General features: G+C 62.9%; 20 protein-coding genes and 1 tRNA gene. 8 read left to right on the top strand and 13 right to left on the bottom strand.

Going from position 1 to position 20,353, the window contains the following annotated elements:
- Nucleotides 1-9: 9 nt before the first annotated feature.
- The 4 genes from PQQ86_RS15240 to ribBA form a co-directional block, all read right to left on the bottom strand.
- Nucleotides 10-1,206, bottom strand: coding sequence for a pyridoxal phosphate-dependent aminotransferase (locus PQQ86_RS15240; protein WP_408268182.1), 1,197 nt, complete (start codon nt 1,204-1,206; stop codon nt 10-12).
- Between the two features lie 141 nt (nt 1,207-1,347).
- Nucleotides 1,348-1,782: a transcription antitermination factor NusB gene (nusB, locus tag PQQ86_RS15235; protein ID WP_054037337.1), complete on the bottom strand. Its 435-nt coding sequence runs from the start codon at nt 1,780-1,782 to the stop codon at nt 1,348-1,350.
- Nucleotides 1,779-2,285: a 6,7-dimethyl-8-ribityllumazine synthase gene (ribH, locus tag PQQ86_RS15230; protein WP_054037335.1), complete on the bottom strand. Its 507-nt coding sequence runs from the start codon at nt 2,283-2,285 to the stop codon at nt 1,779-1,781. Before ribH ends, nusB begins: the two co-directional genes overlap by 4 nt.
- A 50-nt stretch (nt 2,286-2,335) precedes the next feature.
- The gene (gene ribBA, locus PQQ86_RS15225; protein ID WP_408268179.1) at nt 2,336-3,472 is read right to left on the bottom strand and encodes a bifunctional 3,4-dihydroxy-2-butanone-4-phosphate synthase/GTP cyclohydrolase II; all 1,137 of its coding nucleotides are present in this window, start codon (nt 3,470-3,472) and stop codon (nt 2,336-2,338) included.
- Between the two features lie 203 nt (nt 3,473-3,675).
- Between ribBA and ilvD the strand changes: the two genes are divergently transcribed.
- Nucleotides 3,676-5,538: a dihydroxy-acid dehydratase gene (gene ilvD / locus PQQ86_RS15220; RefSeq protein ID WP_408268178.1), complete on the top strand. Its 1,863-nt coding sequence runs from the start codon at nt 3,676-3,678 to the stop codon at nt 5,536-5,538.
- Between the two features lie 159 nt (nt 5,539-5,697).
- Here the strand turns inward: ilvD and PQQ86_RS15215 are convergent, their stop codons facing one another.
- From PQQ86_RS15215 to PQQ86_RS15200, 4 genes are all read right to left on the bottom strand, one after another.
- The gene (locus PQQ86_RS15215; protein WP_408268176.1) at nt 5,698-6,333 is read right to left on the bottom strand and encodes a riboflavin synthase; all 636 of its coding nucleotides are present in this window, start codon (nt 6,331-6,333) and stop codon (nt 5,698-5,700) included.
- Between the two features lie 15 nt (nt 6,334-6,348).
- A complete protein-coding gene (gene ribD / locus PQQ86_RS15210) occupies nt 6,349-7,518 on the bottom strand; it encodes a bifunctional diaminohydroxyphosphoribosylaminopyrimidine deaminase/5-amino-6-(5-phosphoribosylamino)uracil reductase RibD (protein WP_408268174.1) in 1,170 nt (389 codons plus the stop codon).
- Between the two features lie 72 nt (nt 7,519-7,590).
- Complete coding sequence (gene hemL / locus PQQ86_RS15205; RefSeq protein ID WP_408268171.1) at nt 7,591-8,874, bottom strand: glutamate-1-semialdehyde 2,1-aminomutase; 1,284 nt, start codon at nt 8,872-8,874, stop codon at nt 7,591-7,593.
- A 91-nt stretch (nt 8,875-8,965) separates the two neighbouring features.
- Nucleotides 8,966-9,463 carry a hypothetical protein gene (locus PQQ86_RS15200; RefSeq protein ID WP_200576154.1) on the bottom strand — a complete coding sequence of 166 codons (498 nt, stop codon included), beginning with the start codon at nt 9,461-9,463 and terminating at the stop codon, nt 8,966-8,968.
- A 249-nt stretch (nt 9,464-9,712) separates the two neighbouring features.
- Between PQQ86_RS15200 and PQQ86_RS15195 the strand changes: the two genes are divergently transcribed.
- From PQQ86_RS15195 to PQQ86_RS15185, 3 genes are all read left to right on the top strand, one after another.
- Entirely contained in the window at nt 9,713-10,933 is a 1,221-nt protein-coding gene (locus PQQ86_RS15195) for a Bcr/CflA family multidrug efflux MFS transporter (RefSeq protein WP_408268168.1), read from the top strand.
- A gap of 190 nt (nt 10,934-11,123) precedes the next feature.
- Complete coding sequence (locus PQQ86_RS15190) at nt 11,124-11,354, top strand: hypothetical protein (RefSeq protein WP_408268166.1); 231 nt, start codon at nt 11,124-11,126, stop codon at nt 11,352-11,354.
- A gap of 78 nt (nt 11,355-11,432) precedes the next feature.
- Nucleotides 11,433-11,837: a RidA family protein gene (locus PQQ86_RS15185; protein WP_408268163.1), complete on the top strand. Its 405-nt coding sequence runs from the start codon at nt 11,433-11,435 to the stop codon at nt 11,835-11,837.
- Between the two features lie 27 nt (nt 11,838-11,864).
- On the opposite strand, the gene PQQ86_RS15180 is transcribed toward PQQ86_RS15185, so the two are convergent.
- The 5 genes from PQQ86_RS15180 to rph form a co-directional block, all read right to left on the bottom strand.
- Complete coding sequence (locus PQQ86_RS15180; RefSeq protein ID WP_408268161.1) at nt 11,865-12,323, bottom strand: FapB/FapC family functional amyloid domain-containing protein; 459 nt, start codon at nt 12,321-12,323, stop codon at nt 11,865-11,867.
- 523 nt (nt 12,324-12,846) lie between these two features.
- Nucleotides 12,847-12,936, bottom strand: a tRNA-Ser gene (locus PQQ86_RS15175).
- 55 nt (nt 12,937-12,991) lie between these two features.
- Nucleotides 12,992-14,221, bottom strand: a complete 1,230-nt coding sequence (gene hemW, locus PQQ86_RS15170; protein WP_408268158.1) for a radical SAM family heme chaperone HemW — start codon at nt 14,219-14,221, stop codon at nt 12,992-12,994.
- Complete coding sequence (gene rdgB / locus PQQ86_RS15165) at nt 14,218-14,865, bottom strand: RdgB/HAM1 family non-canonical purine NTP pyrophosphatase (protein ID WP_408268155.1); 648 nt, start codon at nt 14,863-14,865, stop codon at nt 14,218-14,220. Before rdgB ends, hemW begins: the two co-directional genes overlap by 4 nt.
- Nucleotides 14,858-15,598, bottom strand: a complete 741-nt coding sequence (gene rph / locus PQQ86_RS15160) for a ribonuclease PH (RefSeq protein ID WP_054037414.1) — start codon at nt 15,596-15,598, stop codon at nt 14,858-14,860. Before rph ends, rdgB begins: the two co-directional genes overlap by 8 nt.
- 291 nt (nt 15,599-15,889) lie before the next feature.
- Here rph and PQQ86_RS15155 point away from each other — a divergent pair, with 291 nt between their 5' ends.
- The 4 genes from PQQ86_RS15155 to PQQ86_RS15140 all read left to right on the top strand — a co-directional run bounded on the left by PQQ86_RS15155 (nt 15,890) and on the right by PQQ86_RS15140 (nt 20,303).
- Nucleotides 15,890-16,813, top strand: coding sequence for a YicC/YloC family endoribonuclease (locus PQQ86_RS15155; RefSeq protein ID WP_200576159.1), 924 nt, complete (start codon nt 15,890-15,892; stop codon nt 16,811-16,813).
- 18 nt (nt 16,814-16,831) lie between these two features.
- Nucleotides 16,832-17,512, top strand: coding sequence for a guanylate kinase (gmk, locus tag PQQ86_RS15150; RefSeq protein WP_211616274.1), 681 nt, complete (start codon nt 16,832-16,834; stop codon nt 17,510-17,512).
- 141 nt (nt 17,513-17,653) lie between these two features.
- Complete coding sequence (gene rpoZ, locus PQQ86_RS15145) at nt 17,654-17,857, top strand: DNA-directed RNA polymerase subunit omega (protein ID WP_006025620.1); 204 nt, start codon at nt 17,654-17,656, stop codon at nt 17,855-17,857.
- A gap of 91 nt (nt 17,858-17,948) precedes the next feature.
- Nucleotides 17,949-20,303 carry a RelA/SpoT family protein gene (locus tag PQQ86_RS15140; RefSeq protein WP_097390145.1) on the top strand — a complete coding sequence of 785 codons (2,355 nt, stop codon included), beginning with the start codon at nt 17,949-17,951 and terminating at the stop codon, nt 20,301-20,303.
- Nucleotides 20,304-20,353: the final 50 nt, after the last annotated feature.

Raw genomic sequence — 20,353 nt, 5'->3', positions numbered from 1 at the left:
TCTATCCAGTCAGTGCCGTCCGAAGAGCTTCGCCAGCCGCTCGACCGCTTCTTCCAGCTTCGGCAGCGCGGTGGCATACGATAGCCGGATGTAGTCCTTCGGCGCGTGCGTGCCGAAGTCCATGCCGGGCACCAGCACGACGCCCGCGTCGTGTAGCATCGCTTTGGTGAGCGCCGCGCTGTCTCCGGCCGCCTGATGCGCGACCGTGCGGCAATCGGCGTACACATAGAACGCGCCGTCCGGCATCACCGGCACCGAAAAACCCAGCGATTCGAGCGCCGGCGCAATGAAGTCGCGGCGGCGCTTGAATTCGAGGCGGCGCGCTTCGTAGATAGCGATCGTGTCCGGTTCGAAGCAGGCCAGCGCTGCATGCTGCGCGAGCGCCGACGCGCAGATGAACAGATTCTGCGCGAGCTTTTCGAACGCGCCGACCATGCCGGGCGGCACCACCAGCCAGCCCAAACGCCAGCCGGTCATGTTGAAGTACTTCGAGAAGCTGTTGACGGTGATGACGTCGTCGCCGAACGAGAGCGCTGAGACGGGCTTCGCGTCGTAGCTCAGACCCTGGTAGATCTCATCGACGATCGTAAAGCCGCCACGCGCCCGCACGGTCTTGACGATGCGTTCGAGCTCAGCCGGTTCGATCGAAGTGCCCGTTGGGTTAGACGGCGACGCCAGCAGCACGCCGCGGGTGTGTTCGTTCCACAGGCGTTCGACGTCGGCGGCGGTCAGCTGGAAGCGTTCGGCCGGCCCGCTCGGCACCATCACCGGCCTGCCTTCCGCCGCGATCACGAAGTGTCGGTTGCACGGGTAGCACGGGTCAGGCATCAGTACTTCATCGTCGCGATCGACTAGCGCCGCGCAAGCCAGCAGCAGCGCGGCAGACGCGCCCGCGGTGACGACGATCCGCGCAGGATCGACGCTGACGCCGTAGAACTCAGCGTAATGCGCCGAGATCGCCTCGCGCAGCGCGTGCAGGCCAAGCGCGTTCGTGTATTGCGTCACGCCGCGGCGCAGGGCGCTCGCGGCCGCTTCGATGACCGGCTCGGGTGCGGTGAAATCGGGTTCGCCGATGCCCATGTGGATGATGTCACGCCCTTCGCGCTCGAGCAGCGCGGCTTCCTTGGCCAGTTCCATCACATAGAAAGGCTGGATGGCGTCGACACGGGCAGCAAGCCGCACCAAGGGTTCGGTCACGGAGTTCATACGATCAAATCCAGTTCAGAAGCAAAAGCGGGACGGCGCATGGCACATGGGTTCATGTGCGCTGCGGCGTCCTTGCAAGCGCCCAACGGCATGGGGCTTGCGGCATGGAGCAGGCGCGTGACGAGGCCACGCGCCCCATCCTCAATGCTTGCGAGCCGCCTGCGTTTCGGCAGCGCGCAATTGCGCCGACAGCTTGTCCAGCACGCCGTTCACGTACTTGTAGCCGTCCGCGCCGCCAAACGTCTTGGCGAGTTCGACCGCTTCATTGATGACCACGCGATAGGGGATATCGACGTGATTCTTCAACTCGAACGCGGCGACCAGCAGCACGGCGCGTTCGACCGGTGAAAGCTGATCGATCGGGCGGTCGAGGCACGGCGCGATATCGGCGGAGAGTGCTTCCGAATCGCGGATCACGCCGTGCAGGATGGCGTCCAGATGTTCGTGGTCGGCCTTGTCGAAGCCTTGCGCGCCGCGCAGTTGCGCGTCGATTTCACCGCCGGGCGAACCCGACAGCAGCCACTGGTAAAGCCCCTGCGTGGCCAGTTCGCGGGAGCGTCGGCGTGCGCTCTTCATGCCTCTTCCTCTTCTTCGTCTTCTTCTTCGTCGTCACCGCCGAGTTGCTCGAGCGCGACCGAGAGGTTCGCCATTTCGACGGCCACGCGCGCTGCGTCACGACCCTTCTCGGTCATGCGCGCAACGGCCTGTTCGTCGTTTTCGGTGGTCAGCACTGCGTTCGCGACCGGAATGCCGAAGTCGAGGCCGATGCGGGTGATGCCCGCGCCGCTTTCGTTCGACACCAGTTCGAAGTGGTACGTCTCGCCACGAATCACCGCGCCCAGCGCGATCAGTGCGTCGAATTGCGCGCTTTCGGCAAGCTTCTGCAGTGCCAGCGGGATTTCCAGTGCGCCCGGCACGGTGACCAGCAGCACGTCTTCGCCGGTCACGCCGAGGCGTTCGAGTTCTTCGATGCACGAATCCGCGAGACCGTTGCAGACGGGTTCGTTAAAACGCGCCTGGACGATGCCGATACGCAGTCCGTCGCCGTCGAGATTCGGTTGGTATTGTCCGATTTCCATGTGAATTCCGTAGTGTTTTGAGTTGGCGCTTAAGCGCGTGAATGGTCGGATCAGCCTTGTTGCGGAGCCTGTGCGGTGCTGCCCGGCATGGGCACGAAGCCGGTGACTTCCAGACCGTAGCCGGACATGCTGCCCAGCTTGCGCGGGTTCGACAGCACCTGCATCTTGCCGACACCCAGCTCACGCAGGATCTGTGCGCCGATGCCGTACGTTTTGAAGTCGACCGGCCGGCGTTTGAGCGCCTCGGCTTTTTCCTTCGAATCGAACGCTTTGAAAACGTCGACCAGATGATCCTTCGAATCGCCGCAGTTCAGGAGCACGATCACACCGAGGTCGCGCTCGGCGATCTCTTTCATCGCCGCATCCAGCGTCCATGAGTGAGTCGATTTGCCGACTTCGAGCAGATCCAGCATGGACAGTGGCTCGTGCACGCGCACCGGCGTTTCCTGCTCCGGGTTCGGTGTGCCGCGCACCAGCGCGATATGCGGCTGGCCGCTCGGCTGGTCGAGATACATCACCGCGCGAAACGCGCCGTGCGCGGTTTGCATGGTGCGTTCGCAAATGCGCTCGACGATCGATTCCGTGCGGCTGCGGTAGTGAATCAGATCCGCGATCGTGCCGATCTTCAGATCGTGTTCTTTGGCGAATTCCATCAGGTCCGGCAGGCGCGCCATCGTGCCGTCGTCTTTAATGACTTCGCAGATCACCGCGGCCGGCGTGAGGCCTGCCAGCGCGGTGAAGTCGCAGCCGGCCTCGGTATGGCCGGCGCGCACCAGCACGCCGCCGGGCTGCGCCATGATCGGGAACACGTGTCCCGGCTGCACGATGTGCTCGGCCTTGGTGTCCGGTGCGACCGCCACGGCGATCGTGCGGGCGCGGTCGGCGGCCGAGATGCCCGTGGTTACGCCTTCGGCTGCTTCGATACTGACGGTGAACGCCGTGCCGTACTGCGTGCCGTTGCGATAGGTCATGAGCGGCAGGTTCAGCAGCTTGCAGCGTTCCTGCGTGAGCGTCAGACAAATCAGGCCGCGGCCGTAGCGGGCCATGAAGTTGATCGCTTCCGGCGTGACGAATTCGGCGGCGATCACGAGGTCGCCCTCGTTTTCGCGGTCTTCTTCGTCGACGAGGATCACCATCCGGCCTGCTTTCAGTTCGGCAATGATCTCTTGAGTGGAGGCGAGCGTCATGTTGGCGGAGTTTTTCGAAGAAAGCGCGTATTTTACGCCACGCGCGCCCTCAAGTCGCCTGGGCCGGATGGCATAGGCCGTTTGGTGAGGCACTTAGGGCTGTCTGGCGGCGGTTTGACAGGGCGGCGTTGCTATAATTCGTCGCGCCCGCGAAGGCTGCCTCCAGAAACCAACTTCCCCGCTAAACCCGTTCGAGAAAGATCATGCCGCACTATCGCTCACGCACATCGACTCATGGCCGCAACATGGCCGGCGCCCGCGCCCTGTGGCGTGCTACCGGAATGAAAGACGACGATTTCGGCAAGCCGATCATCGCGGTGGTGAACTCGTTTACCCAGTTCGTGCCGGGCCACGTGCATCTGCGCGACCTGGGCGCGCTGGTCGCGAAGGAAATCGAAGCGGCCGGCGGTGTGGCCAAGGAATTCAACACCATCGCGGTGGACGACGGCATTGCCATGGGCCACGGCGGCATGCTGTATTCGCTGCCTTCGCGCGAGCTGATCGCCGACTCGGTGGAATACATGGTCAACGCGCACTGCGCCGACGCCATGGTCTGCATCTCCAATTGCGACAAGATCACCCCGGGCATGCTGATGGCCGCCATGCGCCTGAACATCCCGGTTGTCTTCGTGTCCGGCGGTCCGATGGAAGCGGGCAAGGTCAAATCGCCGACGGACGGCCAGGTGATCGCCAAGATCGACCTGATCGACGCGATGATCAAGGCGGCGGACCCCAAGGTCAGCGACGCTGAAGTAGCGGAAATCGAACGCAGCGCCTGCCCGACGTGCGGTTCCTGCTCGGGCATGTTCACCGCGAACTCGATGAATTGCCTGACCGAGGCGATCGGTCTGGCGTTGCCCGGCAACGGTACGATCGTCGCCACGCATGCATGGCGTAAGGGCCTGTTCGAACAGGCCGGGCGCCTCGTGGTGGACCTGTGCCGCCGCTACTATCAGGAAGAAGACGTGTCAGTTCTGCCGCGCAGCATCGCCAGCAAGCAGGCATTCGAGAACGCCATGGCGCTCGACGTGGCCATGGGTGGTTCGACCAATACTGTGCTGCACCTGCTGGCCGCCGCGCAGGAAGCCGGCGTCGATTTCACGATGTCCGACATCGACCGCATCTCGCGCAAAGTGCCGTGCCTGTGCAAAGCGGCGCCCGCCACCGACAAATACCATATCGAAGACGTGCACCGTGCCGGCGGCATCCTCGGCATTCTCGGTGAACTGGCCCGCGCGGATCTGCTGGACCTGTCGTGCGGCAACGTGCATAGCGGCACGCTGGGCAATGCCATCGCCAAGTGGGACGTCGCCGGTGGCGCGGATGAAGAAGCACAAAAATTCTTCCGCGCGGCCCCGGGCGGTATTCCGACCACCGTCGCGTTCAGCCAGGAAGCCACGTTCGCATCCCTGGATACCGACCGCAAAACTGGCTGTATCCGCAGCAAGCAGGACGCGTATTCGAAAGACGGCGGCCTCGCCGTGCTCTACGGCAACCTCGCGGAGAAGGGCTGCATCGTCAAGACCGCGGGTGTCGACGAATCGCAGTGGATTTTCTCCGGGCGCGCGCGTGTCTTCGAGAGCCAGGATGACGCCGTCGAGGCCATTCTGGGCGACAAGGTGGTGGCGAGTGACGTGGTCGTGATCCGTTACGAAGGTCCCAAGGGCGGCCCCGGCATGCAGGAAATGCTGTACCCCACGTCGTATCTGAAGTCCAAGGGTCTGGGCAAGACCTGTGCACTGTTCACCGACGGCCGTTTCTCCGGCGGTTCGTCAGGGCTCGTGATCGGGCATGCGTCGCCGGAAGCAGCCGAAGGCGGCACGATCGGTCTGGTGGAAGATGGCGATGTGATCGAGATCGACATTCCCAGGCGCAAGATGCACCTGGTAGTGTCGGACGAGGAATTGGCGCGCCGTCGCGAAGCCATGGAGGCTCGTGGCGACAAGGCGTGGATGCCGGTGGATCGTGAACGCGTGGTGTCGCAGGCGTTGCAGGCCTATGCGGCGTTGGCGACTTCAGCGGACCGTGGCGCCGTGCGGGACCTCTCGCAATTGAAGCGCAAGTGAGACGTAGTTGAAGCTTAGCTGACTGGCTCGCTGAAACAGGAGTCGTGAGATTGGGCGGCGTTCGCAATGGACGCCGCCCGTATGTAACCCGAACAGTAGACCGCTTCCGGTCAACCCCGCCGGACTACGGCAACGGACGGGCAGCGCCCGCCAAGCCGATTACTTCAAAGACTGTTGGCCGTCCTGCGATGCCGAGAGCATCCGCTCCACATATCGCGCAATCAGATCGATTTCCAGATTCACCTGCGAACCCTCGCGCAAATTCTTCAGCGACGTCACCTGCACCGTGTGCGGAATCAGATTGATCGAGAATTCGCAGCCGTCGTCACGATCCTGAACCGAGTTGACCGTCAAGCTCACGCCGTTGACCGTGATCGAGCCTTTGTAAGCCAGATAACGACCGATTTCACGCGGCGCGAGCACGCGCAGTTCATGCGATTCGCCGACCGGCGCGAAACGCGTGACCGTGCCGAGACCGTCCACATGGCCGGAGACGATATGGCCGCCGAGCCGGTCGTGCGCGCGCAGTGCTTTCTCGAGATTGACTTCGCCCGGCTCGCCGAGGCCGACCGTGCAGTTCAGGCTTTCGCGCGACACGTCCACGTCGAACGAATGTGCGCCTTTTTCCACCACCGTCATGCAGGCGCCCTGGATCGTGATGCTGTCGCCAAGCTGCACGTCTTCGAGATCGAGGCCGCCGGCTTCGACGTTCAGGCGCACGCCCGCGTCGCCGTCCGCGCCGAGGGGTTTGACTGATTCGATGCGGCCTACCGCCGCGACGATTCCTGTAAACATCGTGCTAATCCTTGATCAATTCGAAGTTGGTTGGGGTGCGGGCTCGGTGCCGGCTTCGGGAGCCGGATGCGGCACGGCGCGGGGCACAAAGCGCGCAAGAATCCGCAGATCGTCGCCGATCCGGTCGACTGCATGGAAGTTCAGTTGCGTGCGGCCGTCGAGCGTTTCCGGTGCGTTCAGATTGAACATGCTCATCGAGTCTACGCCAAGCAGGCTGGGCGCGAGATAGACCAGCAGTTCGTCGACGCAGCCTTCGCGCAGCAGCGAACCGTTCAGCTTGTAGCCCGCCTCGACGTGCAGTTCGTTGACGTTACGCGCGCCGAGTACTTTCAGCATGGCGGGCAAATCGACTTTGCCGGACGCGTTCGCCAGTTGCACGATCTCCGCGCCGCGATCGCGCAGTGCGGCCGCTCGCTCGGCGTGACGTTCGTCGAGATTGCCGCAAAAAATCAGCGTGGGTGCGCCGGCCAGAATCTGCGCGTCAGGCGGCACGTCGAGCTGGCTGTCGATCAGCACGCGTTGCGGCTGGCGGGGCGTGTCAACGGCGCGCACGGTCATGCGGGGGTCGTCCTCCCGGACGGTGCCGATGCCCGTCAGAATCGCTGACGCGCGGGCGCGCCACGCGTGACCGTCGGCGCGCGCCGCTTCGCCGGTAATCCATTGACTGACGCCCGACGGCAAACCGGTGCGGCCATCCAGCGAGGCGGCCACTTTCATGCGCACCCATGGGCGGCCACGCGTCATGCGCGACACGAAGCCGATGTTCAGTTCGTGCGCTTCGTTGGCGAGCAGCCCGCAACGCACTTCAATGCCGGCGTCGCGCAGCATTCTGAGGCCACGCCCGGAGACTTGTGGATTCGGGTCTTCCATCGCCGCGACCACGCGCTCGACCTGCGCTTCGATCAGTGCGTTCGCGCACGGCGGCGTGCGGCCGAAATGGCTGCACGGTTCGAGCGTCACGTAGGCCGTGGCGCCGCGCAGATCATGGCCGCGCGAACGCGCGTCCTTCAACGCGCGAACTTCGGCATGATCCTGGCCGGCCGGTTGCGTGAAGCCTTCGCCGATCACCTCGCCGTTCTTGACGAGCACGCACCCGACGCGCGGATTCGGGTCGGTCGTGTACATGCCGCGCTTGGCTAGCGCGAGCGCGCGTTCCATATGGACGAAGTCGGTTTGCGAAAACATCGGTGTCCGGTCGGGTACGGTGGCTAGGCAGTATTGAACCTGGGTTCGGGCGGTTTGCGTGTCTTGCCGGCTTCAGGCCGCGAGCGAGGCGAACGCGCCGCGCGCCGCGTCGATCGTCGCGTCAACGATCGCGTCGTCGTGCACGATCGACACGAAGCCCGCTTCATAGGCCGACGGCGCGAAGTACACGCCCGCGTCGAGCATCTTGTGGAAGAACGCATTGAAACGCGGCACGTCGCTCTTCGTGACTTCGGCAAAGCTGGTCGGGACCGACTCGGTGAAGTAGAGGCCGAACATGCCGCCGAGCGAATCGGCCGCGAACGGCACCTTCGCTTCACGCGCGACATTCGCGAGACCTTGCGCAAGACGCGTCGTGCGAGCGGCAAGCGTGTCGTAGAAGCCCGGCGCCTGGATCAGTTGCAGCGTCTTCAGGCCCGCGGCGACGGCGATCGGATTGCCCGACAGCGTGCCTGCCTGGTAGACGCCGCCGAGCGGTGCGAGATGAGCCATGATGTCGCGCCGGCCGCCGAAGGCCGCGGCCGGCATGCCGCCGCCGATCACCTTGCCGAGACACGTCAGGTCCGGCGTGATGCCGTAGACCTCTTGCGCGCCACCCAGGGCGACGCGGAAACCGCACATCACTTCGTCGAAAATCAGGACCGAACCGTACTCGGTGCACAGGCGCCGCAAGGCTTGCAGGAATTCGGGCGTGGCGCGCACGAGGTTCATGTTGCCCGCCACCGGCTCGACGATCACCGAGGCGATTTCGTTGCCGAACGCCTTGAACGCTTCTTCGAGTTCCGCGACGTTGTTGTACTCGAGTACCGTGGTGTGCTTGGCGATATCGGCCGGCACGCCCGCCGAAGTCGGATTGCCGAAGGTGAGCAGGCCCGAGCCGGCTTTGACCAGCAGGCTGTCCGCGTGACCGTGATAGCAGCCTTCGAACTTGACGATGCGGCTGCGGTTCGTGAAGCCGCGCGCGAGACGCAGTGCGCTCATGGTCGCTTCGGTGCCGCTCGAGACCATGCGGACCTGTTCGATCGACGGGACCAGTTTGCAGATTTCTTCGGCGATTTCGATTTCGGATTCTGTCGGCGCGCCGAACGAGAAGCCGTTAGCCAGCACGCGCTGGACGGCTTCCAGCACTTCAGGATGGACGTGGCCGAGGATCATCGGGCCCCATGAGCCGATGTAGTCGATATAGCGTTGGCCGTCCGCGTCCCAGAAGTACGCTCCTTCGGCGCGTTCGATGAAACGCGGCGTGCCGCCCACCGAACGGAAGGCGCGGACCGGCGAGTTCACGCCGCCGGGGATGGTGCGCTGTGCGCGTTCGAAGAGGGTCTGATTATTGGACATGGCGATGGCTGGAAATTGGGTTGCGCAGCGGCGCGGGTAGCCTGGAGGCGGCTGACGCGGCGCTGGGATGAGTACAGAAATTGTACCGGAGTCAGCGTGAAGAGGTTTTGGGTATGGCCAAGCCGGGGGATGTGTCGAGCTTTGGTGGCTTGCGCTTGCCCGTGAGCTCCGCCCAGCGCTTCTCCAACGCACCTTCCGCCATGGGCTTGATCACGGTGCCTGAACTCTGTGCGTCCCATGTTTGCACCGAAAACGGATGCGTACGCAACATCTCACGTGGAATCACGACACCCTCGTGTGCGTCGACCACCCAGTCGTAGACGAAGTCGATGCACAAGCGGTAGCCGCGCTTCGTCGCCGGGTCAGGGACCTCGTACGGCGCGCGCGTTACGTAGCCCGAGCCGAAAATGCCCTTGGGTTCCTGTGCAACACGGTGCAGAAACACGCGGTCGCCCGGCAGGATGCTGCGGGCAAATCCGCAACCCCAGACATCAGCCACCGCTACGCCTGCGGCGACCCGTTTCGCCACGTCGGGCAACTCGGGCCACGGCCATTTCTTGGGGCTCCAGATCAACAGGAAGGCAGTCATGACAAGGTCGGAACAGGGCAGTGTGGAAGGCGTAGCGGACAGGTTTGTGTCACGCCCCGAAGCGTTCTGGCGGCAGCTTAACCGATCGACGGCGCGCTTGTCGCGAGGCATGAACGGCCCGTGATCATTCGGACCTGGACGCCTCGGACGGTTTAGCTGTCGCGTACAATCGAGGTCGTCAAGCTGCTGCTTTCCCTGTTTCACCGTGTGTCGCTGCCGATAAAGGCGCGGCGCTTCATCTGGATTCCCATGTCTCACGTCACCCGAAGCCGGCCCGATGGCCGGCTGATTCTGTTGCTCGGTGCGCTTGCCGCATGCGGGCCGATTTCGATCGATATGTATTTGCCGAGCCTGCCGACTATCTCGCAGGCATTCGCCATCAGCAACGGCGCCGCGCAAACCACGCTTACCAGCTTCATGTTCGGCTTTTCGATCGGCATGCTGCTCTATGGTCCGCTGTCGGATACCTATGGCCGCCGGCCCGTCCTGCTCGGCGGCATCATCATGTATGCGCTGGCAAGCGTGGCCTGTGCGCTGTCGTTTTCGATCGGATCGCTGGTGATATTCCGCTTCGTGCAGGCGCTCGGCGCGGGCGCGGCCTCGGTGCTGGCGCGCGCGATCGCTCGCGACGCGCACGGGCCGACCGATGCCGCGCGTGTGCTGTCGATGCTCGCCATCGTCACGTCGATCGGGCCGTTGCTCGCGCCGCTGATCGGCGGGCAGTTGCTGTTGCTCGGTGGCTGGCGCGTCGTCTTTATCGTGCTGACGCTGTTCGGTACGGTGTGCGCGGTGACCGCGTTCCTCAAGGTGCCGGAAACCTGGCCGCCCGAAAAGCGTGCGCATTCAGCGCTGCTGAAATCGTTCGGCGCCTATGGGAAATTGCTGCGCGATCCGGTCGCGTGGGGGCACATGCTGTGCGGCGGCATGGCGTTCGCGTCGATGTTCGCGTACATCACCGCGACGCCGTTCGTGTACATCGAATATTTCCACGTATCGGCGCAGCACTATGGCTTTCTGTTCGCGCTGAATATCGTCGGCATCATGTTCGGCAACTTGATGAATACGCGCCTCGTCGGCCGGCTCGGTTCGCTACCGATCATTTCGTTCGCCGCGACCGTGAGTTGCATCGCGTCCCTGTTCGTCTGTCTCGTCTCGCTGACGGGGTGGGGCGGGTTGTGGTCGATCGTTTTCGGTTTGTTCTTCGTGGTTGGCGTGGTGGGGTTGTTGTCCGCTAACTGCACGACCGATCTTATGCATCGGTATCCGTTGAATGCCGGCGCCGCGGCCGCTGTGTTCGGCGCGGTGCAGTTGGCGCTCGGCGCGTTGGCGAGCCTCGCCGTCGGACTCTGGCAGGATGGCTCGCCCAAGGGCATGGGCATCGTCGTGGGCGTCGCGGGCGTGCTGTGTTACGGCGGGCGGATTCTGGTAATCAAATGGCACGGGATGAAGGTACCTGTCGCTGCTGTTTGACGGCATCGTACGCAGGGATTCTTCGCCGAACGCGGATCATTGTTCCTTAGCGCGAAACGCGCGGCCTCCCTGCTTCTTCGTCTTGCGCGAACCAACGTGTCTACGGAAAACACCAGGTGTTGCGTGCGCGCGACCGTGCGTTTTGATTTGCGTTGCTATGATGGAGTCACTGTTCCTCGGAGCGGCAATCATGGCGATCAGAGATTTGATGAACGGCGAACGGCAACATGCTGCTTTCGCTGAAGCGCAGAAGCTGGCAGACAGCGGCGCCTATCACGATTACACAGACATCGAATACGTCTTGCGCTTTGATTACGGTTTGTCTGATGTATCAGCGCTGCTCGACAGCCAGTTGATACATCGCGACCTGAATCGCCGTTGCGCCGATGCGCGTGAGAAGCTGGATGCGCTTAGCGTCTGACGCGGGCGGTGAGTGGCGTGCAGCGTCCTGTGCATAGCCACGCGCCGCGGAGGCGCCATCCACTTTGGAGTTGCATTCATGGCTGTTAGCCAGCACGACCCGCATCTGCCGCACATGGACAATCCCGCTGGTTTGGCAAAACCGGGTGGCCATTACAGTCATGTCGCGATTGCGAATGGTTTTGTTTTCGTCTCGGGACAGTTGCCGATCAACGCACAGGGCGAGAAGCTTGCTGATGCCTCGTTCGAGGTCCAGGCCGAGCAAGTGTTAACGAATGTCCAGGCTGCGCTCGAAGGCGCCGGTAGCAGCATTGCGCAACTGGTGCAGGTACGCGTCTATATCGCCGATGTCGAACACTGGGCGAGCTTCAATCAGATATACGCGCGTTGGGCAGGTGAGGCACGGCCGGCGCGGGCCGTCGTGCCGGTTCCACACCTGCATTACGGGTTGAAGGTCGAGGTCGAGGCGACCGCGCTGATTTAAGTCGTTGTGGTGTCGAGGCGTTGCGACTCAGTGAATGATGAGCCCGTTGAACTGGGCGTTGCCCACACCGGACGCGATATTCACGCCGACATTGCCGCTCACTGCCGCCAGTGAGCCGGCGCCGAGTTTGGCGGAGGTGCTGCCCGTCACTTGCGCGACGGCATGCACATTCTGTTGTGAGGTGATCGTGGCTTGCGGCGTGGTGATGAGGATGATCTGGTTGGACTGAGCATTCAGCGCACCGGCTGAGACGTTCACGCCGATATTGCCGCTTGCGCCTCTCAACGTATTGGCGCCCAGGGTAGCGGCGGACGCGCCAACTTTCGCGCTGCCGCCGACGTCCTGCAGATTCGACAGCCTGGCTGAGCCGAATACCGCTGCGCTATCGTCGTCGGATAGAGCCGTTGACGTGCCTGCGAGCGCGGACGATGCGCCCGTACTCGCAGCAACCCAAATTAGTGCACAGGCTAAAGTACTGACTTTCATGAGCAACTCCCTGGCGTGCTGACGGCACAGATAGTCTTGATATCGACCATGGGAGCGAGATGTTGAGGGAGGGGTTCCCCTTAATGCGGGTGGTGCCGAGAGATTGACCGATACGAACTTGGTCAGGAACCGGCCCAGCCAGAAATTACCACCTCCCGCGGCCGCCATAATAACCGCCGACGCCAACACCCACGCTGACGCTCGGAGCGGCGTAGTAGCCGGGCGCATATCCGTATGCCGGCGCGTAGCCATAGGGCTGTGCGACCACACACCCGGTAAGGCCCACTGCGAAACCTATCGTTAACAGTAATTTGAGCATGATTCCTCCCTCTTCATGAGTTGGAGGAGCCTGGTGCAGCGTTCGTTCGGCCTGGCTTGTGACAGCAAATTACGCAGCCTCGGTGCTATCGGGCTTTATTTACAGTTGCTTACCCGTTCGACACGTTGGACATTCGCCGATCGGCGGGTTCTTTGATGTGCAGAAATGAAAAACGGGCCGATAGGCCCGTATTCATTGATTGTCTGGCGGAGGCGGTGAGATTCGAACTCACGGAAGGATCACTCCTTCGCCGGTTTTCAAGACCGGTGCCTTAAACCGCTCGGCCACACCTCCAAGCCCTAAATTGTAACCTGAAAAATCCTCGGTGCGGCGCTTGGCGGGCCTGCAATCACTGCGGATCTTTCAGAAACAGCGCCTGCAGATCGTTCAGGAAGGCCTGGCCAAGCGGCGTCGGCGCGATCTTTTCGTGGTCGCGCGTAATCAGCTTGCGCCGTTCCGCCTCCTGCAAAGCCGGTTCGATGGAGGTCATCGAGAGGCCCGTGCGCTCGATAAAGCGATGCACGGGAAACCCTTCCACCAGCCGCAGCGCGTTCAGCATGAACTCGAACGGCAGATCGCGCGGCTCAACCTCATTCTCTTCCTGCACTGCCGTGCCGGCCAATGCCTGCTCGATGAAGGTGGTCGGGTGCTTGTAGCGCACCTGACGCAGCACGCGGTTCGGAAGCGACAGCTTGGTATGCGCGCCCGCGCCGATGCCAAGATAGTCGCCGAAGCGCCAGTAATTCAGATTGTGCCTGCTCTGCCGATGCGGTTGCGCATACGCGGACACCTCGTAGCGTTCGTAACCGGCGGCCGTGGTGCGCTCGTGAATCCAGTCCTGCATGTCGGCGGATGCATCGTCGTCGGGGAGTGCAGGCGGGAATTTCGCAAACAGCGTGTTTGGTTCCAGCGTCAGGTGATACAGCGACAAATGCGGCGGAGCGAACGACAACGCCGTCTCCACATCGGCCTGACACTCCGCGAGCGTCTGCTGCGGCAGCGCGAACATCAGATCGAGGTTGAAGTTGTCGAAGGTGGTTGCGGCCACTTCGACCGCGTGGCGCGCCTGCGTCGCGTCGTGAATCCGGCCGAGCGCCTTCAGATGCGCTTCATTGAAACTCTGGATGCCCACCGACAGACGATTCACGCCGCTCGCGCGAAACTGCGCGAACTTGGCGGCTTCGAAAGTGCCAGGGTTGGCTTCGAGCGTGATTTCCGCGTCGGCGTCGAGCGGCAGCAGCGCACGCACGTCGGACAGCATGCGGTCGAGTCCGGCCGCCGACAGCAAGCTGGGCGTGCCGCCGCCGATGAACACCGTATGCACCTGGCGCCCCCACACGAGCGGCAGCGCCATCTCGAGATCGGCGCGCAGCGCGTCGAGATATTCGGTTTCCGGGAACGTGTCGCCTTTCCACTCATGCGAGTTGAAATCGCAGTACGGGCATTTGCGCACGCACCAGGGAAAATGCACGTACAGCGCCAAGGGCGGCAACGACGTCAGGCGAATGCTGCCCGGCGACGTGAAGGCCTTGATGACACCGTTGCCGATATCGGCAGGCGCCGGTTTGATCGGAATCACGCTTCCTCCGTCAAACGCGCGAGCAGATGGCGCAAGGCAATCGCGCGATGGCTGCTGGCGTTCTTCACCGCCGGTTCGAGCTCCGCGGCGCTCGCATTCAGCGACGGCAGGAAGAAGTACGGGTCATAGCCAAAACCATGCGCGCCGCGCGGCGCATCCAGCATTTCGCCATGCCAGCGGCCTTCGGCGATCAGCGGTTCGGGATCCTCCGCATGACGCACCAGCGCCAGCACGCAGTAGTAATACGCGCGACGATCGGTCTCACCTTGCAAGGCTGAAACCAGCTGCGCGTTGTTCGCGGCATCGCTCTTTTCACCGCCGGCGAGTTGCGCGTAGCGCGCCGAATAAACGCCGGGTGCACCGCGCAGTGCGCGCACGCACAAGCCGGAATCGTCGGCAAGGGCGGGCAGGCCGGTGAATTTCGCGGCGTGACGCGCTTTGGTCAGCGCGTTTTCGACGAAAGTCGGATACGGTTCTTCCGCTTCCGGCACGTTCAACTCGCCTTGCGGAATCAGCTCAATGCCGGCCGCGCCGAGCAGCGCCGCGAACTCGCGCAGCTTGCCTGCGTTATTCGACGCCAGCACGACTTTCTTCAACGGCGAGTCAGACGCAATAGCGCCGCTGCCTCGACGAACCTCATTCACTCTTTTGCTCCAACGCTGCTTTCTGCTTCGCGATCAGCGTGTTGATGCCGTCGCTTGCCAGATCGAGCAGCGAATTCATTTCGTCGCGCGAGAAAGGCACGCCTTCGGCCGTGCCCTGAATTTCGACGAAGCCGCCCGCGCCCGTCATCACCACATTCATGTCGGTGTCGCATTGCGAATCTTCGTCGTAATCGAGATCCAGCACCGGCAGACCGTCGTATACGCCGACCGAAATCGCCGCGACGTAATCGGTAATCGGTGAGCTTTCGATGCGGCCCGTAGCCAGCAGCTTCGCCACGGCATCATGCGCCGCCACGAATGCGCCGGTGATGCTGGCCGTGCGCGTGCCGCCGTCGGCCTGGATCACGTCGCAATCGATATGCAGCGTACGGGCGCCGAGCTTCTCGAGATCGAACACCGAGCGCAGGGCGCGGCCGATCAGGCGCTGAATTTCCTGGGTGCGGCCGGTTTGCTTGCCACGCGCGGCTTCGCGGTCGCTGCGGGTGTGCGTGGCGCGCGGCAGCATGCCGTATTCGGCGGTCAGCCAGCCTTGGCCGCGATCGCGCAGGAACGACGGCACGCTCTCGGCGATACTCGCCGTGCAGATCACCTTGGTGTCGCCGAACTCGACCAGCACCGAGCCCTCCGCATGCTTCGTGTAGTGGCGCGTGATGCGCACGTCGCGCAGCTGATTGGCCTGGCGGCCGCTGGGGCGTTGGGTGTTGTCGGTCATGTTGGGATTGGTCTGGAAGAAGAGCAGGAGGGAAACCGCGATTTTACCGCCGATCGCGTCGGGCGCGGCGCGGCCTGTCGATCGGACGGCTGCCCGCATGTACCGGGGCTTTGCGCGGGGTAACACTTCGCGCGTGGCGTGGCTCGTGCTACCCGGCTGCTGCCCGCGTACGAAGCGGCCTCGTCGGTAAAAATGGGATAATGCGGATTCTCCGCCCCGCGTCTCGTACACGCCGGGCGATTCGACTCTCCGGCCATCGTCAAACGCATGGCCACAATCGCGAGAAATACGATGATCTACAGCATGACTGGCTATGCGAGCGCCACGCGCGAACTCGTCCCGGCCTCAGGCACAGGCGGCGTGAGCGTATCGGTCGAACTGCGCACGGTGAACTCGCGCTTTCTCGATCTGAACTTCCGGATGCCGGAAGACGTGCGCGTCTGCGAACCGACGCTGCGCGAAATGCTGATGAACAAGCTCTCGCGCGGCAAGGTCGACATCCGTATCAACCTGCAACGCAGCGAACAGTCGGCTAACGCGGGTTCGGTCAATCGCGACGCGCTGACGCAACTCGCGCTGCTCGAGCGCACGGTGTTGTCGACGTTCCCGGAAGCAGGGCGCCTGCGCACCGGAGAAATTCTGCGCTGGCCGGGCGTGCTGGCCGAAACCGGCGTGGCGCCGGACGTGCTGCGCGACGCGGTGCTCGCCTGCGGCAAGCAGGCGATTACCGATCTGATCGACGTGCGTGCCCGCGAAGGCGCGCAACTGGCGACGGTGCTGCTCGCCAACGTCACCGAGATGGAAGCGATCGTCACGAAGATCACGCCGCTCGTGCCGGAACTGATTGCCAAGCATCAGCAGAAGATCGTTGAACGTCTGCAGGAAGCACTGGGTATCGCCGCGCCTGACACAACGGCAACGAGCGTCTCGCGCGAAGAAATCAACGAACGGATTCGCCAGGAGGTGACGATGTACGGCATCCGCATCGACATCGCCGAAGAACTGTCGCGCCTCACGGCTCACCTGAACGAAACGCGTCACGTGATCGAGAAGGGCGGCAAGGTCGGCAAGCGGCTCGACTTCATGATGCAGGAACTGAATCGCGAAGCGAACACGCTCGGCTCGAAGGCGGCGGCGAAGGAACTGGCCGATTCGTCGATGACCCTGAAGCTGCTCATCGAACAGATGCGCGAGCAAGTACAGAATCTGGAGTAAGGCAGGAGCCTCGATAACATGACCGACCACACACGCGAAACCAGCGCACCGCGCAACCCCTACGCCGGTGCGTATCCCGGCAACCTGTTCATGGTGGTCGCGCCTTCGGGCGCGGGCAAGTCGACGCTCGTGAACGCGCTGCTCGCCGGCGACGACGCGATCCGTCTGTCGATTTCGTACACGACGCGCCCGCCGCGTCCGAAGGAGCAGGACGGCGAGCACTATCACTTCACGACGGTCGACGATTTCCTGACGCGTCACGCGACTGGCGAGTTTCTGGAAAGCGCGGAAGTGCACGGCAATTACTACGCGACCTCGCGCGTGTGGATCGAAGAGCAGATGAAAAGCGGGCACGACGTGCTGCTCGAAATCGACTGGCAAGGTGCGCAGCAGGTGAAGAAACAGTTTCACAACGCCGTTGAGATTTTCATCTTACCGCCTTCCCTGGACGCGCTCGAAGAGCGTTTGAAAAAGCGCGGCCAGGACGAGCCGAACGTGATCACGCGCCGTCTGCTCGCAGCCGGCAGCGAGATGGCGCACGCGGCCGAAGCGGAGTACGTCGTGATCAACGACAACTTCGATCGCGCGCTCGGCGAACTGCGCTGCCTCGTGGCGGCGACGCGTTCGCGCTTCGCCTCGCAATACGCGCGCCACACGCAGCTTTTCGTGCAACTCGGCATTCACCTGCCACACGCGTGAACGCGGCGGCATGTCGAGCACATAAGGTAGAATAAGCAACATCAATTAACGCCCCCAGACCTGTCGCTTCGCGCCGGGCCCCCCGAGGGCAACAAGAAGACTTGGGGCGGCCCAGCGTTTTCTGGAAAGAAGGAACACAACATGGCCCGCATTACCGTCGAAGACTGCCTCAAACAGATCCCGAACCGTTTCGAACTCGCGCTTGCCGCGACCTATCGCGCGCGTCAGCTCGCACAAGGTCACACGCCGAAGATCGAAAGCCGCGACAAGCCCACGGTCGTTGCGTTGCGCGAAATCGCAGCTGGCCAGGTTGGTGTCGAAATGTTGAAGAAGGTGCCTGTTTAAGGCGCACCCTTCGGTTTTCGATTGCCCAATTGCCATGTAATTGCATCAACGTACAGACCGGCGTCCAACCCTAACCGATACGGAGGCGAAATTGAGTGCTACCCCGCCCACCGCCACGGAAGTGGAACACGACGCTGATTCGCCCTCGTCTGCACGGAAGTACATCGACGCGGTCCTCGAACAGTCGTTTCGCCATCTGTTTGGGCCGACCGCCACGCCGGAGCAACCGCGCCGGCATGACGTCGTTTCGATCGCCAAGCTGACGGCCGTTCTGTCCGGTTATCTGCAGCCGGAAGAAATCAAGGACATCAAGGCGGCGTTCCATTTCAGCGACGAAGCCCACCTTGGTCAGTATCGCCAGAGCGGCGAGCCCTACATCACCCATCCTGTCGCTGTCGCGGAAATCTGCGCCGGCTGGAATCTCGACGCCCAGTCGATCATGGCGGCGCTGCTGCATGACGTGATGGAAGATCAGGGCGTGACCAAGGCCGAACTCGCCGAGCGATTCGGCGCGAAGGTCGCGGAACTGGTCGACGGCTTGTCGAAGCTGGACAAGATGGAGTTTCGCAATCGCGAAGAAGCGCAGGCGGAAAACTTCCGCAAGATGCTGCTCGCGATGGCGCGCGACGTCCGCGTGATTCTGGTCAAGCTCGCCGACCGGCTGCACAACATGCGCACGCTGGGTGCCGTGCCGCACGAAAAGCGCCGCCGCGTGGCGCGCGAAACGCTGGACATCTACGCGCCGATCGCCCACCGGCTTGGCCTGAACAATACCTATCGCGAGCTGCAGGACCTGAGCTTCGCGAACTTCAACCCGCATCGCTACGCCACGCTCGAGAAAGCCGTCAAGGCTGCGCGGGGCAACCGGCGTGAAGTGGTCGGCAAGATTCTGGAGTCGGTGCAGCGCGCGATTGCCGACGCGAAGCTCGACGCCGAAGTCACCGGCCGCGAGAAAACCATCTTCAGTATTTATAAGAAGATGCGCGACAAGCAGTTGTCGTTCTCGCAGGTGCTCGACGTGTACGGCTTCCGCGTGGTGGTCGAAAGTGCGTTGGAGTGCTACACCTGCATCGGCGCGTTGCATGCGCTCTACAAGCCGGTGCCGGGCAAGTTCAAGGATTACATCGCGATCCCGAAGGTGAACGGCTATCAGTCGCTGCACACCACGCTGGTCGGCCCATTCGGCGCGCCGATCGAGTTTCAGGTGCGCACGCGCAAGATGCACGAGATCGCCGAAGCGGGCGTTGCCGCGCACTGGCTGTATAAGAACGGCGGCGCGGATCTGAACGATGTGCAGAAGCGCGCGCACCAGTGGCTGAAGTCGCTGCTCGACATTCAGAGCGAAGCGGGCGATTCGAGCGAATTCCTCGAGCACGTCAAGATCGATCTGTTCCCGGATGCGGTCTACGTGTTCACGCCAAAGTCGAGGATCATGGCGCTGCCCCGCGGCGCCACGGCGCTCGACTTCGCGTATTCGATCCACAGCGACCTGGGCAACCAGTGCGTCGCGGTGAAGATCAACAACGAACTGCTGCCGCTGCGTACCGAGTTGAAGAGCGGCGATATCGTCGAAGTCATCACGGCGCCGTATTCGAAGCCGAATCCGGCCTGGTTGGGTTTCGTGCGCACCGGCAAGGCGCGTTCGGCGATCCGCCACTATCTGAAGACCATGCGTCTGAACGAGTCCGTACAGCTCGGCGAGCGTCTGGTCGATCAGGCGCTGAAGGGCTACGGGCTGGCGCTGTCGGATGTGACGCCGGAAGCGTGGGAAAAGCTCGTCCAGTGGACGGGCAACAAGAGTCGCCAGGAAATCTTCGCGGATATCGGTCTCGGCCGCCGTGTCGCCGCGGTTATGGCCAAGCGCATCGAAGTGCTGATGAGCGGCCGCGATGCCGACGACGACGGCTCGCGCGACGGCACAGCGTCGCATGCGCCGCCGGTCGTGATCACGGGTACCGAAGGCATGTCGGTGCAACTGTCCGCATGCTGCCGTCCGATTCCGGGCGACGACATTATGGGCTACATCGGTATCGGCCTCGGCATGGCGATCCACACCACGGACTGCCGCGTCGCGCAGCGTATCCACCGGCGCGATCCAGGCCGCTGGATCGACGTGGCCTGGGCGCCGCAGCCGGGGCGTCTATTCGACGTCGCGGTGAAGGTGCTGGTCAAGAATACCAAGGGCGTATTCGCCCGCGTGGCGGCCGATATCACGTCGGCGGATGCGAACATCGTCCACATCGCGATGGACGAAGACCTGTCGCAGGAATCCACGGTGCTGCGCTTCGTGATCCAGGTCAGCGATCGCGTCCATCTCGCCAACGTCATGCGCCGCGTGCGTACGAATCCTGACGTGATGCGTATTGCGCGTGAGCGGCCGAGCGAGGAAGGGCATCACCGCCATGACGGCGGGATGCGGATCGACCGCGAGCGAGCGGATTACTGATCTGACGGCTGGCTGGGTTTGCTCGGCTACACATTGGACGTCTGCTCGCC

This window comes from Paraburkholderia sediminicola (assembly GCF_046026675.1).
Taxonomy (GTDB): domain Bacteria; phylum Pseudomonadota; class Gammaproteobacteria; order Burkholderiales; family Burkholderiaceae; genus Paraburkholderia; species Paraburkholderia sediminicola_F.
This window is presented reverse-complemented; position numbering and strand designations above follow the sequence as displayed.

Excerpts from the sequence above, each read along its gene's own strand:
- PQQ86_RS15240 (WP_408268182.1), bottom strand. The coding sequence starts at position 1,206 with ATGAACTCCGTGACCGAACCCTTGGTGCGGCTTGCTGCCCGTGTCGAC.
- nusB (WP_054037337.1), bottom strand. The coding sequence starts at position 1,782 with ATGAAGAGCGCACGCCGACGCTCCCGCGAACTGGCCACGCAGGGGCTT.
- ribH (WP_054037335.1), bottom strand. The coding sequence starts at position 2,285 with ATGGAAATCGGACAATACCAACCGAATCTCGACGGCGACGGACTGCGT.
- ribBA (WP_408268179.1), bottom strand. The coding sequence starts at position 3,472 with ATGACGCTCGCCTCCACTCAAGAGATCATTGCCGAACTGAAAGCAGGC.
- ilvD (WP_408268178.1), top strand. The coding sequence starts at position 3,676 with ATGCCGCACTATCGCTCACGCACATCGACTCATGGCCGCAACATGGCC.
- PQQ86_RS15215 (WP_408268176.1), bottom strand. The coding sequence starts at position 6,333 with ATGTTTACAGGAATCGTCGCGGCGGTAGGCCGCATCGAATCAGTCAAA.
- ribD (WP_408268174.1), bottom strand. The coding sequence starts at position 7,518 with ATGTTTTCGCAAACCGACTTCGTCCATATGGAACGCGCGCTCGCGCTA.
- hemL (WP_408268171.1), bottom strand. The coding sequence starts at position 8,874 with ATGTCCAATAATCAGACCCTCTTCGAACGCGCACAGCGCACCATCCCC.
- PQQ86_RS15200 (WP_200576154.1), bottom strand. The coding sequence starts at position 9,463 with ATGACTGCCTTCCTGTTGATCTGGAGCCCCAAGAAATGGCCGTGGCCC.
- PQQ86_RS15195 (WP_408268168.1), top strand. The coding sequence starts at position 9,713 with ATGTCTCACGTCACCCGAAGCCGGCCCGATGGCCGGCTGATTCTGTTG.
- PQQ86_RS15190 (WP_408268166.1), top strand. The coding sequence starts at position 11,124 with ATGGCGATCAGAGATTTGATGAACGGCGAACGGCAACATGCTGCTTTC.
- PQQ86_RS15185 (WP_408268163.1), top strand. The coding sequence starts at position 11,433 with ATGGCTGTTAGCCAGCACGACCCGCATCTGCCGCACATGGACAATCCC.
- PQQ86_RS15180 (WP_408268161.1), bottom strand. The coding sequence starts at position 12,323 with ATGAAAGTCAGTACTTTAGCCTGTGCACTAATTTGGGTTGCTGCGAGT.
- rph (WP_054037414.1), bottom strand. The coding sequence starts at position 15,598 with ATGACCGACAACACCCAACGCCCCAGCGGCCGCCAGGCCAATCAGCTG.
- PQQ86_RS15155 (WP_200576159.1), top strand. The coding sequence starts at position 15,890 with ATGATCTACAGCATGACTGGCTATGCGAGCGCCACGCGCGAACTCGTC.
- gmk (WP_211616274.1), top strand. The coding sequence starts at position 16,832 with ATGACCGACCACACACGCGAAACCAGCGCACCGCGCAACCCCTACGCC.
- rpoZ (WP_006025620.1), top strand. The coding sequence starts at position 17,654 with ATGGCCCGCATTACCGTCGAAGACTGCCTCAAACAGATCCCGAACCGT.